13 protein-coding genes are annotated in these 12,044 nt (G+C 62.6%); 8 read left to right on the top strand and 5 right to left on the bottom strand.

The genetic code is table 11. From position 1 onward, the window contains the following. A partial coding sequence (locus FLM9_RS00805; protein WP_218969704.1) for a hypothetical protein occupies positions 1-338 on the top strand: 338 nt, incomplete at its 5' end. Here the strand turns inward: FLM9_RS00805 and FLM9_RS00800 are convergent. The 3 genes from FLM9_RS00800 to FLM9_RS00790 all read right to left on the bottom strand — a co-directional run bounded on the left by FLM9_RS00800 (position 321) and on the right by FLM9_RS00790 (position 3,742). Then, the gene (locus FLM9_RS00800; RefSeq protein ID WP_074456815.1) at positions 321-1,181 is read right to left on the bottom strand and encodes a HEAT repeat domain-containing protein; all 861 of its coding nucleotides are present in this window, start codon (positions 1,179-1,181) and stop codon (positions 321-323) included. The two genes, FLM9_RS00805 and FLM9_RS00800, sit on opposite strands and share 18 nt — an antisense overlap. A gap of 42 nt (positions 1,182-1,223) precedes the next feature. Beyond that, positions 1,224-2,102 (bottom strand): formate/nitrite transporter family protein, encoded by an 879-nt coding sequence (locus FLM9_RS00795; protein ID WP_074456814.1) that lies wholly within the window; start codon positions 2,100-2,102, stop codon positions 1,224-1,226. Between the two features lie 89 nt (positions 2,103-2,191). Further along, positions 2,192-3,742, bottom strand: a complete 1,551-nt coding sequence (locus tag FLM9_RS00790) for a ferredoxin--nitrite reductase (RefSeq protein ID WP_074456813.1) — start codon at positions 3,740-3,742, stop codon at positions 2,192-2,194. A gap of 187 nt (positions 3,743-3,929) precedes the next feature. On the opposite strand from FLM9_RS00790, the gene cobA reads away from it, so the two are divergent. From cobA to FLM9_RS00765, 5 genes are all read left to right on the top strand, one after another. Further along, complete coding sequence (cobA, locus tag FLM9_RS00785) at positions 3,930-4,748, top strand: uroporphyrinogen-III C-methyltransferase (protein WP_074456812.1); 819 nt, start codon at positions 3,930-3,932, stop codon at positions 4,746-4,748. A gap of 58 nt (positions 4,749-4,806) precedes the next feature. Continuing rightward, positions 4,807-6,264, top strand: coding sequence for a CPBP family intramembrane glutamic endopeptidase (locus FLM9_RS00780; protein ID WP_143324530.1), 1,458 nt, complete (start codon positions 4,807-4,809; stop codon positions 6,262-6,264). 46 nt (positions 6,265-6,310) lie between these two features. Beyond that, positions 6,311-6,757 carry a hypothetical protein gene (locus FLM9_RS00775; protein ID WP_143324529.1) on the top strand — a complete coding sequence of 149 codons (447 nt, stop codon included), beginning with the start codon at positions 6,311-6,313 and terminating at the stop codon, positions 6,755-6,757. Positions 6,758-6,760: 3 nt separating this feature from the next. After that, positions 6,761-8,527 carry a peptidoglycan D,D-transpeptidase FtsI family protein gene (locus FLM9_RS00770; RefSeq protein ID WP_074456809.1) on the top strand — a complete coding sequence of 589 codons (1,767 nt, stop codon included), beginning with the start codon at positions 6,761-6,763 and terminating at the stop codon, positions 8,525-8,527. 89 nt (positions 8,528-8,616) lie between these two features. Beyond that, on the top strand, positions 8,617-9,792 hold the full coding sequence (locus FLM9_RS00765; RefSeq protein ID WP_074456818.1) for a transaldolase: 1,176 nt from the start codon (positions 8,617-8,619) through the stop codon (positions 9,790-9,792). A gap of 6 nt (positions 9,793-9,798) precedes the next feature. Here the strand turns inward: FLM9_RS00765 and frr are convergent, their stop codons facing one another. Both frr and pyrH read right to left on the bottom strand, forming a co-directional pair. Further along, a complete protein-coding gene (gene frr / locus FLM9_RS00760; RefSeq protein ID WP_074456817.1) occupies positions 9,799-10,341 on the bottom strand; it encodes a ribosome recycling factor in 543 nt (180 codons plus the stop codon). 43 nt (positions 10,342-10,384) lie between these two features. Further along, entirely contained in the window at positions 10,385-11,107 is a 723-nt protein-coding gene (gene pyrH / locus FLM9_RS00755) for a UMP kinase (protein WP_074456808.1), read from the bottom strand. Positions 11,108-11,201: 94 nt separating this feature from the next. Between pyrH and FLM9_RS00750 the strand changes: the two genes are divergently transcribed. Both FLM9_RS00750 and FLM9_RS00745 read left to right on the top strand, forming a co-directional pair. Continuing rightward, entirely contained in the window at positions 11,202-11,420 is a 219-nt protein-coding gene (locus FLM9_RS00750; RefSeq protein ID WP_074456807.1) for a hypothetical protein, read from the top strand. Between the two features lie 325 nt (positions 11,421-11,745). Then, on the top strand, positions 11,746-12,044 hold a 299-nt coding region (locus FLM9_RS00745), incomplete at its 3' end, for an AlbA family DNA-binding domain-containing protein (RefSeq protein WP_143324528.1).

Below are 12,044 nucleotides of genomic sequence, written 5' to 3'. Positions count from 1 at the left end.
CCTTTAAGAACTCAACCAAGCTGGAACAACTCACGATTCAGGCAGTAAATCAACAACAAGCTATGGCTGACGCCATTGGGGAGATCACCAGCGCCCTCCAGTCCCTCGGCAAGGGTTCCCCTTGGGATGCCAGGACCAAAGCCAGTGACGAGGTGCTTGTGCCCATTTTCAAAGCTTATTTCCGCAGGCTGGGCCTCTACAATGCAATGGGTAAGAAAGATCTCTATAAGCTAGTGGCCTGCATTCCCTCAGCGGTAGACGTTGACCTGGAGGTGACCACCAAGTTGGATGCCGTTGCCGCGGTGGCTGAGGCGGCCCAGTCAGGGGGCGCGGCCTGATTTGCTGCTGGGGTTGCCGTCCAGACCCGCCAGGAGGGGCGCCGCCGCCGCCGCCGTGATCCTGCCCTCCTGCAACAACACTTCCAGCCGCTGGCGCAGCAGGTGCTGGTGGCGGAACTGGGCGCCGAGCTGGTGGAGCAATTCCACAGCTCTGGGTGTTCCACGGCAGGCAAGCCAGCAGTCCAGCAGGAGGGTGATGCTGGTTTCTGTGGCGATACAGCCCAGGGCGTGCAGTGCCGCCTCCCACACCGGCGGCGGGGGATCTGCTTGTAGCAGTTGGGCCAGGCGATTAGCCAGCAGGGGTTCGTTGCGGCGCTGCAGCAGACGGATGGCGGCCATGGCCACAGGCGGGCGCACGTCCCCCAGCAGGGGTTCGCAGAGCTTCAGAAGCTGTGGCGCCGTGAGCAGGCGGGCATGGAACTGGAGCAACTCCACCCCGGCCAACCGCATGGCCTGGCCGGGGTGTTGCAGGGCTTCTTCAATCACCGGCAGGGGCACCTGCCGTCCCCAGCCGGCCAGGGCGCGGAGCAGCGCCAGGCGGTCCACACCAGGATCAGCCAGGTAACGGAAGAGGGCGTCACGGGCGGCCGGCTGATGGGTCATGGCCAGCGCCATGAGCAGCTCCGGCTGGGGACCATACCGCTCAATCAGCGCCAGGCAAGGTTGTAGACCCCGTTCATTGTGCATCCCCAGGCGTTCCGCCAGGGCCAAGCGCAGGTCCTGCGGGCGTCCAGGATGAAAGAACTGGGCTAACTCCTTGGCCGTGAGGACACAGGGGCGCTGGCCCAGGTGCTGCCACACCAGAGCGTCGGCAGCGCATGGCCCAGGCTCGGCGGCAACCATGGTGAAGGAACAACGGGGCAGGTTGCTGCCAACATACCGTGATCAACGGGCCCCCAGCTCTGCGGCCAACTCCCGGGCCAGCTTGGTATCTTTGACGTCGGGCAGGCTGGCCAGAGGGGAGCGATGGGTGCTGTAAAACACCATGCCGATAAACACCATGCCGCCAAACACGTTGCCCACGGTGACGGGGAAAAAGTTCCAGAAGATCACGTCGGCAAAGCTGACCCCGGACCCCAGCAGGGGACCCGCGGTGTGCAGGAACATGTTCACCACAATGTGCTCCATCCCCAACGTCTGGAAGGCGGTGATGGGCAGCCAGCAGGCCAGGAGTTTGCCGGTCACACTCTTGCTCACCAGGGCCATGGTGACCCCCAGACACACCAGCCAGTTGGCAATGACGCCCCGCAAAATGGCCAGCAAAAATCCAACGGCCCCCAGATCTTTATATTTAACAATCACGTTATTGCGGTTCAGGTTGATGATGGTTTGGGCCACACCCTGCCAGACGCCACCATCGGCGCTGGGCTCCAGGTTGCCGGCACTGGTGAGACTGACGGCCATCATGATGGCTACCAATGCACAACCCAGAAAATTGCCGATCCACACCCAAATCCAGTTGCGGACTGTTTTGGGCCAGCTGCTTTTGCCGGCCCAGGTGGCCATGGGGAGAAGAGCAAAATTGCCGGTCACCAACTCCATGCCAAATAGAATAATGCTGACGAAGCCAAAGGGGAAGAGCACGGAACCCAGAAAGGGAAGGCCGCTTTGTTTGGCCACCGTCAGGGCCAGAGCGGTGGCCAAGCCCAAAATGGAGCCGGAATAAAACCCTCGCAACAATAAGTTCTTGGCGCTGACGGAAGATTTTTTGCCGCCAGCAACAATCATGCCGTCCACCAATTCATTGGGGAGGACATAGTCCATCTCACTTGCAGAGTTGGCCATCGTGGTTTGGAAAAAGTTGAATCAGCGTTCAGGGTTATCCAGTGTTATGGAAACCTGTCCTGTGGTGTTCAAATTGGAGCAGCAGCGGCTTTTGGCGTGGCGCCGTAGTGCTCCATCAACAGATCTTTCAGGGCGGCATTCACCTCGGTCTTGGGGACCCGTTTGCGCACCAGTTCACCCAGGCTGGGCTGGTCCCCCTGGCTGCCGCCAAGGGTGATGTCGTAGGCCTCCACCATGCCCTCGGCGGTTTTGGCCTTGGTTCCAGTGAGGCCAATGGCGCCCATGTAGGCCTGACCGCAGGAATTGGGGCAACCGGTCCAGTGGATTTTCACCTCCTGGGGCAGGTCCAGGGCTTCGTCCAGGGCCGTGGCCGTGGCCATGGCCTGGTCCTTGGTGTTGGTGAGGGCAAAACCACAATAATTGGAGCCCGTGCAGGACACCGTTCCCGCGGCAACGCCCTGGGGATGGAGTGGGTAGCGCTGCAGGAAGGGCTCCCCACGGAAGTCCTCCAGCTTGTGGTCCGGGATGCCGGGGATCAGTGCGTTCTGATCTTCGGTGAAGCGCACCTCCCCGCAGCCGTACACCCGGGACAGGCGGGCCAACTCCTGCATGGCGCCACAACTGAGGCGACCCACGGGCACGTGCAGACCCGCCACGTTCAAACCGGGTTGCTTTTGGGGCTGGATGCCGTACAGGTTGCGGGGCTGCTGGTTAAACACCGATCCGGGATCAGGCGCCAGCGGGCCAAAGCGCTCCTCCACCATGGCCCGGAAGGCCTCGACACCCACGGCATCCAGATAGAACCGGAAGCGCCCCTTGGGACGTTTGCTGCGCTCGCCGTTGTCGCGCCACAGACCACAGACCACCCCGGTCATGCGGCAAGCCTGGTCCAGGGGAATCCAGACATTGAGGGGGACGGCATAGGCATTCAGCACGGAGGAGAGTACACCGCCCACCCAGACGCCGAACCCCAGCACCCCGTCCTTCTCCACAGGGTGGAAAACAATATCGTTGTGCAGCAGAAAGTTATCCCTGGAGCCCGCCACGGCGGTGTTCCATTTGCGGGGCAGATTGGAAAACTCCCGATTGCCTTGACCGTGATTGGTCAGGTGGTCCTGAAGTGCCTGGGTGTAGGGGCGTGTGTCCAGGATTTCATGGGGGTCAATGCCGGCCAGGGGATTGCCGGTCACGTTGCGGGGATTGTCAAAGCCCGATTGCAGGGTGGTGATGCCCACAGCCTTGAGGCGTTCGAGAATCTCGGGCAGATCTTCCAGCAGCACCCCCCGAAGCTGGATGTTCTGGCGCGTGGTGATGTCTCCCACGCCGTCGTCCCCGTAGCGGGCCACGATGGACGCGAACACGTTCAGTTGGTCTGCCGTGGCAATACCGTTGGGCACCCGCAGGCGCAGCATGAACTTGCCCGGGGTTTTGGGCCGCCAGAACATGCCGTACCACTTCAGCCGCAACTGAACGTCTGTGGGGTCAACGTTCTCCCAGCCCAACCGGGCAAAGGTCTCCAGTTCGGAGCCAACCAGCAGGCCGTCTTTTGCGGCCTTATTCTTCTCAATCTTGTTGAGAGTTTTGCCTTCCAGATAGGATGGCAAAGGCGTTGTGACCATGGCGTTGCGGTTACAAGGTGCAGAAGGCAACGAGTGCTGTTGCAGGAGGTCACAGCGCTTCAGAAAGAGGGCGTCGCTGTGTTAGGAGGATTAAGCCCAATCGTGGCCGTTGGCATCTGTACCTTCTGCTACATATTCTGAACTTGCTATTGGGCATGAATTGGACCATTGCGGACGAGGCATCTTGATGGTTGCCCAAGCATCTCTGGGAACGGTCCACCTGGTGGGCGCCGGTCCGGGGGATCCGGACCTGCTCACCGTGCGGGCTCACCGTCTGCTCTCCACTTGCGATGCCCTGGTCTACGACGCCTTGGTGCCCACCCAGTTGCTGGCTCTGCCCTCACCGGACTGCCACAAGGTGTTTGTGGGCAAACGCCGAGGTCACCACTCCATCCCCCAGCAGTCCACCAACAAGATGCTGGCTCGGTTGGCCCATACCCACAAGACCATCGTCCGGTTGAAGGGGGGGGATCCCTTCGTATTCGGTCGGGGCGCGGAAGAGGCTACGTACCTGCACGGCCTGGGCATTCCTGTACAAGTGACCCCGGGCATCACGGCCGGCATCGCCGTCCCTGCCTACATTGGTCTGCCGGTCACCCATCGGGAGGCGGGATCCTCCATCACCTTCGTCACCGGCCACGAACTGGTGGATAAGGGCCGCCAGAGGGTGGACTGGCAAGCCTTGGCCACCGCCACGGACACCATGGTGATCTACATGGGCATCCACAGCCTGGCAGCCATCGTGGCCCAACTCCTGGCCGGTGGCCTGGATGCCGCCACCCCCGCCGCGGCCATTCAACAGGGCACCACCGCGTTGCAGAAACACGTCATCGGCCCCATCGCCGCCTTGCCTCAACTGGTGCGGGAGTCCGGTCTACAGGCCCCCGCCATTGTGGTGGTGGGTCACGTGGTGGACCAGCGGATCCCTGCCTGTGCCCCGCCGTTGCCCAACGTGGACATGCCCATCCCCCTCTCCGGCCCCACCACGGCTGCCCGCAGATCCTGAACAGGCATCCCCCCATCAATGGTGTGGCAATGGAGAATGGGATGAGTGCCCCAGTCCCGTGAACCAGACGCACCGCCCCCACCACTTGAAATGGACCGAGGATGTGCGGAAGCTGCTCCTTGCCCTCAGCCTGGTGCTGACCGTCTTTGTGTTTTGGGGACCATCGTTGCTGGGCAGTTTGGAGAGGCCCTCCGTGCAGGGGGTCTTGGAGCAACGGCAGTTGGAGTTACAGGCACTGGCCGGGCGGGCGGTGGGTCAGGAGACCGTCACCAGACCCACAGGTGGAAACGTCCCCCTGCTGAGCCGCCAACTCTTTGGCGCTGACGCCCTCCAGGAGTTGGCGGCCGCCCTCCAGGAACGTCAGGACAACATAGCCACCGCGGACCGGGACCTGCGGCTGCGCCAAGTGCTGGTGCTGCTGGCCATTCACCAGCCGGAGCAAGCCCGTCTTCTGCTGGAAAGCCTGCCCCCTGTGACGGGGCCGGCAGAGGAGTCGTCAGCGGCGGTCATCCTGCAGCAGGCCCTCCTACAGCGGGCGGCCGGAACGCCAACGACAGTTGCCCCACTGGCGGACCTGGCGCCGGAGGCACTTGAGGATGTGCTTCCCCGCCATCCCCTCTACCCGTCCCTGGCCTGTTCCATCCTGGATCTGGACCACCCCTTCTGCCGTCAGTCCCATGGCGGCGCCGTGACGCGCCTTGTGCTGGTGGGTCTGGTGGGGCCGCTGGCAGCTCTGGTGGGCATCCTGCTCTGGTTGGTGCAGTTGGCCCGCTGGCTGTGGTCTCGGAATCGCTCCCAACCGCCCTCCCCCCAACCCATGGCGGCGCCCCTGACCCTGCCTGCGCTGATGTTGTTTTTCTTTGGCGGTGTGGTGGTGTTGGGCAACGGGGGCGGCATCCTGGCGCTGTCCGCACTGTGGCCCTGGGTCCAGCAGGCTGGCAGCACGGGGCAGGCCATGGCCACCATGCTGGTTTATGGTGCACAGGCCCTGCCAGGACTGGCGATTCTCCATTGGTTGCGGCGCAGCGAAGACCAATCCGGCTGGCAATGGCTGCAATGGGGCCTGGGCTGGAGATCGTTGCCCATGGCCCTGGGGACGCTCCTGCTCACCCTGCCGCTGGTGCTGCTGACCAGTTGGGGGGTGTCCCGCCTGTTTCCCCATACGGGAGGCAGCAACCCGTTACTGGATCTGGTGCTCAACAGTCAGGACCTGACGGCGCTGATCTTTTTTGCCCTGACGGCCTGTGTTCTGGCGCCCCTTTACGAGGAACTGGTGTTCCGCGCCACGGTGTTGCCCACCATGGCCAAATTCTATGGGGCCGGGGTCGGTGTTCTGTTGAGTAGCCTGCTGTTTGCCGCGGCTCATCTGAGCCTGGTGGAGTTTTTACCTCTCCTGATCCTGGGTCTGGGCCTGGGCTGGCTGCGGCTGCGGGGCGGACGTCTGAGTGCCTGTGTCCTGATGCATGCCACATGGAATGGCTATACCCTTGCCAATCTGGCCCTCCTGAGCCTGTGATATGGCAAAGCCTGTCCCTCGCAAATCCGCCGCTGGCCCTATGGCCATGTCGTCGGTCTCCAGGCGTGGCCGCCCCCAGCGCTGGTCCCACGGCGTCAAACGGACTGTTCCCGCGCCAGGCGCCAACCCTGACCCACCAGGGTTGCGTGGCATGCACCGGCTGGCCAACCGTCTACTCCTGGCCTCCTTGTTACTCTCCACTGTCCTCTGTGTTCTGGAGTTGCAGGTGCGCTTCAACATGAACCGCACCTATACGGCCCTCCAGGAGGCCCGCACCATGCAGCAGCTGTACCTGGACTCCCGCTCCCAGCTTGTGGCCGCCCTGGGCACGGCGGACGGCGCCGGGACCAGAGAGCAGAGTGATGGTCTCGCCGCTCAAGGCCCTGAACCGCTGGTGCTGCCGCCCCCCCCGAGCCGACTGTTGAAGCGCCGCCCGCTGTTGGCAAGCCCGGCTCGCTGGCTTAATGCCGGCCCTGTTTTACGGGGCTATTGAACCTTGGGTCGTTCCCGTCCACGCCCGCAGCGCCCCAGGCCGAGGATCTCCACCCAGATGCGGCTTGTGTTGGTGTTCCTGCTGCTGCTGCTCCCCGTCCTGGGTCTTGCGGGGCGGTTGTTCTGGCTCCAGTTGGTTCAAGGGGACGTGCTGGCCCAACAGGCCCCCTCCCGACAGATGCCCTCGGCCCAGTCCTTCGCCACGCGACGGCCCATCATTGATCGTCAAGGAGAGATCCTGGCCTGGGACGAGATGCGGGTGCGGGTCTGGGCCCACCCTGTGTATTTCCAGTTCCCTGGCGATCGGGACGGCCGGCAGCGCTCCGCGGCAGAGGTGAGCCAGCGGCTTGCCCCGGTCCTGGGCCTGTCGTCCGCCGAGTTGGAGCAACGCCTCCTGGGGCAAGAGAGTGGCATTCGCCTGCTGGAACACCTGAGCCTGGAGACAGGGGAGGCGGTTAAGGCCCTGGACATCAGCGGCATTGACGTGGAGATCTACCCCCAGCGCCGTTATCCCCAAGGTGAACTCTTCGCCAACGTCGTGGGTTTTCTGAATCTGGAGCGCCAACCCCAGGCCGGTCTGGAGTTGAGTCGCAACGCCCAACTGCTGCAAGGGGAACGCAGCCTGTGGCTGCTGCGCAGTGGGGATAACGCAGTGCTGCCCGTCCATCTGTCCATGGACACCATCCAGGACGACGCCATGCAATTGCAACTGAGCCTGGACACCCGTCTGCAGCGGGCCGCCCATACCGCCCTATCGGCAGCCATGGGGGAATGGAAGGCCGCCCGGGGTGCGGTGATGGTGATGGACGTACATAACGGGGAACTCCTTGCCCTGGCGTCACAGCCCAGCTACGACCCCAGCCGTTTCTGGCAGGCCCAACCCCGGCAGTTCCGTGAATGGTCTGTGGAAGACCTCTATGAGCCCGGCTCCACCTTCAAGCCCATCAACCTGGTCATTGCCCTTGAGGAGGACCTGATTGACGGGAACAGCACGGTGCAGGATACGGGCAGTGTGGACGTGGGGTCCTGGAAAATTCGCAACAACCAGGACCGTATTCATGGTGTGATCACGATGCCGCGGCTGCTGCAGGTGTCCAGCAACGTGGGCATGGTCAAGACCATGCTGCAGTTGCCCCAGGAGCGCTACTGGCAACGGCTCCACAATCTGGAGATTGAGCAGGTGCCCGATACGGACCTGCCGGGCGCCGCGGCGGGCCAGTTGACGCCCCCCCAGGTTTTCCGTTCAGACCCCATTTATGCCGCCACGGCATCCTTTGGCCAAGGGATTGCCCTAAGCCCCCTCAAGTTGCTCCAACTCCATGCCGCGTTGGCCAACGGCGGCTGGCTGGTGCGGCCCCATGTTGTTCGGGGTCTGCGCAACGTGGACACCATGAAGACCGCCACCCACCTCCCCCGGCGCAAACGCATCTTCCAGGAGGCATCCACCGCCACCGTGCGAAGCTGGATGGAGACGGCCACCACGCTGGCCCAGGTTCCCGTGGCCCGGATCCATTCCTATCCCACGGCCGGCAAAACGGGAACGTCCCAGAAGGCGCGCCAGGGCCGCTACGACCCGGAGGCAGTCATCACCAGCTTTGTGACGCACCTGCCCACGGATGATCCCCGTTTTGTGGTGTTGGTGGTGGTGGACGAACCCCGGGGCGAGGAGACCTACGGATCCACCGTGGCCTTGCCCGTGGCTTACCGGGTCATTGACAGCATGGTGGCGTTGGACAACCTGCTGCTGCCTGACCACGGCGCCGCCGGTTGACCGGCAAAGCCTTTAGGGATTCTGGCGGCTTCTGATCATGGCCCCCATCATGGCTAGCGTTGAACTGGTTCCTCATTTCTCTCTTCCCCATGGCCTCTCTGCTGGACCAGTTGTCTGCCATGACCACCGTAGTGGCCGACACTGGCGACCTGGAGGCAATTCGTCGCCTCACCCCCCAAGAAGCCACTACCAACCCTTCCCTCATCCTGGCCGCTGCCCAGCTTTCCGACTACCAAGGGCTGATCGACACCACCCTACGGCAGTCACGCCAGGTTGCTGGCGCAGCGGCCGCCGCCGAGGAGGTGATCAGTGAAGCCATTGACGAGCTGAGCGTCCGCTTTGGGGAAGAAATCCTCAAGGTGGTGCCCGGTCGGGTGTCCACCGAGGTGGATGCCCGTCTCAGTTACGACACGGAGGCCACCATCCGCAAGGCCCGTCAACTCATTGGCCGTTATGAAGCCGCCGGCCTCAGCCGGGAGCGGGTGCTGATCAAAATTGCCTCCACATGGGAGGGGATCAAGGCGGCGCAGGTGTTGGAACAGGAAGGCATCCACTGCAACCTCACCCTGCTGTTCAGCCTGGCCCAGGCCGTGGCCTGTGCCGAAGCCGGGGTGACCCTCATCTCCCCCTTTGTGGGTCGCATCCTGGACTGGTACAAAAAGCACACCGGTCGCCAGAGCTATGCCGGTCCGGAAGACCCCGGCGTGCTCTCCGTCACCCAGATCTTCACCTACTTCAAAACCTTCGGCCACCAGACCCAGGTGATGGGGGCCAGCTTCCGTAACATGGAGGAAATCATCGAACTGGCCGGCTGTGACCTGCTCACCATTGCGCCAAAATTCCTGGATCAACTGGAGCGCACCGAGGAGCCGCTGGTCCGCAAACTGGATCCGGCCAACCTGACGGATGCACCCGGTAGCCGGCTCCAGGTGAACGAAGGCAGTTTTGCAGAACTGATGGCAGCGGATGCCATGGCGTCCGAGAAGCTGGATGAGGGGATCCGTGGTTTCAGCAGGGCCATTGAAGCCCTGGAGGCCCAGTTGGGTCACCGTCTGGCGGTGCTGGAGGGTGAAGCAGCCTTTGCCCATGCGGCCCAGGAGATTTTCCTGCTCAACGATCTGGATGGGGACGGCACCATCACCCGTGAAGAGTGGCTGGGCACCGATGCAGTGTTTGACGCCCTGGATACGGACCATGACGGTTGCCTCAAACCGGAGGAAATCCGTTCCGCCCTGGGCGCTCCCCTGGCCCTCTCCGCCAGGTGAGGGGGATCACACCGAGAGGATGTCCTTCTCCTTGTCCTTCTGCATGGTGTTCAGGCGCTGGATGCAGCGGTCCGTCAGCTTTTGCACCTTGTCCTGCTCATCTCGGGACTGATCTTCCGACAGATTGCCAGCTTTTTCCTGCTTCTTGATCCGCTCGATGCCCTCCCGACGCACGTTGCGGAGGGCCACCTTGCCGTCTTCGATGTAGCCGGCCGCCAGCTTCACCAGTTCCTTGCGGCGTTCTTCCGTGAGGGGAGGGATGCCGATGCGGATGAGCTTGCCGTCTTCGCTGTTGGGGGTCAGGCCGAGGCCTGAGCTGAGGATGGCCTTCTCGATGGTGCGGATGGCGCTCACGTCAAAGGGCTGAATCTGAATGGTCTGGGAATCGGGGGCGGTGATGCCCGCCAGGGAGCGCAGTGGTGTGTCACAGCCGTAGTACTCCACCATCACCTTGTCCAACAGGTGGGGATTGGCTCGCCCTGTGCGGATGGTGTTCAGGTTGCGCTGGGTGGCCTCCAGCGACTTTTCCATGTGGGATTCCAGGTCCATGACGACGTTGATGGGATCAGACACGGGTGAACCATAAATCCGCTCAGTGGGGCACCAATTCCGGATGAACGGCGGTGCCCACCGGTTCACCGGCAATGGCGCGGGCAATGTTGCCCGCCTCGAACAGGTTGAAGACCACGATGGGGATGCCGTTATCCTTACAAAGGGCAATGGCGGTGCCGTCCATCACCGCCAACTCCCCCCGCAACACCTCTTGAAAGCTGAGCCTGTCGTAGCGAACAGCATCCCGGAAGCAGGCGGGATCCTTGTTGTAGACCCCGTCCACCTTGGTGGCCTTGAACACCACCTGGGCGCCAATCTCCGCCGCCCGTAGTGCCGCTGTGGTGTCCGTTGTGAAGAAGGGGTTGCCGCAGCCCCCACCAAAGATCACCACCCGCCCCTTCTCCAGGTGACGCATGGCCCGACGGCGGATATAGGGCTCCGCCACCTCCTGCATGGCAATGGCAGTTTGCACCCGACAAGGCACCTCCATGCGCTCCAGGGCGTCCTGCAGGGCCATGGCGTTCATCACCGTGGCCAACATACCCACATAGTCCGCCGTGGCCCGATCCATGCCCGCCGCGGCGCCCTTCAGACCTCGGAAGATGTTGCCACCCCCCACCACAACGGCCATCTCCGTGCCCTGGGCCACCACCCCGGCGATCTCCGCCGCAATGCGCTGGATCACGGAGGTGTCGATGCCGTAACTCTGCTCTCCCATGAGAGCCTCGCCACTGAGTTTCAGCAGGACGCGCCTGTAGGGCATGGGCTCGCATCCGCTGACAAACACCTGTGAGCGTAGCAAGCCGTGGGGCGGGGATAATCAGCTATGCTTGCTCTCAGCATTTTCGCCATGGGTGATGCCTACCCAAGAACTCCCCCTGTACGAAGTCCGCATGGATCCCCAAATGGATGAGGATATGGGCCAGCTTGCGAAGCGCCTCAGTGCAAATCGCGCCGAAGTGTTTCGTCGAGCCATGCGCCTCTACGTGGCCGTGAAAAACCGACAACTGGACGACCGATCCAGCCTTTTCCTGGAAGATGCCCAGGGCAGCAGGACGGAGATCACGGGTGTCTGATACGAAGCCTCATCCAGCCGGGGGCATTGACCTACACCTACCCAACAAGCACCCTTATCCACAGCAGGGAGACTGGAGAGCAGTACGGCAAGAAGCTCGTATAGACCGTGACCAGTCCCATAGCCACAACCGGTTCTGGGCCGAGTTCTGGACAGGGATGTGTCTCCTGGTCTCCCTGGCTGGGGGAGGACTTTCTGTTGCCGTCACGAACGAGGATCCCATTCTGCGCACCGGTGGCATGAGTGTGTTCTCCGGTGTGGCGGGCGCCGTCATTCAGTGGAAAGCCAGCCAGCACAAAAAGGGCCGGTCATGATCCACAGGACCCATGGAATACCCGACGGCGATGCAGCCTTACAGCACCAGCGAACTAGAGGAGCTACTGGCGGGCGGGGAGAGGGATTGGGTGGAATTCAAGCAGAATTGGAACGGGAATGTGCGCAAGAAGACAGCCGAGGCGGTCTGCACCTTCGCCAACGACCTGGCAAACCACAACTGCCCAGGTGTGCTCTTTGCGGGTGTTCAAGATAACGGCGCACCATGTGGTCTACCCATTGGGGGCCAACTTCTAGAACAGCTCACCGGTATCAAAACCGACGGCAAGATCCTGCCCCCGCCAACCCTGTT

The sequence above is a fragment of the Candidatus Synechococcus spongiarum genome, from assembly GCF_900047545.1.
Classification (GTDB): domain Bacteria; phylum Cyanobacteriota; class Cyanobacteriia; order PCC-6307; family Cyanobiaceae; genus Synechococcus_B; species Synechococcus_B spongiarum_C.
The sequence above is the reverse complement of the archived record's forward strand: the minus strand, read 5'-3'. Positions and strand labels throughout refer to the sequence as shown.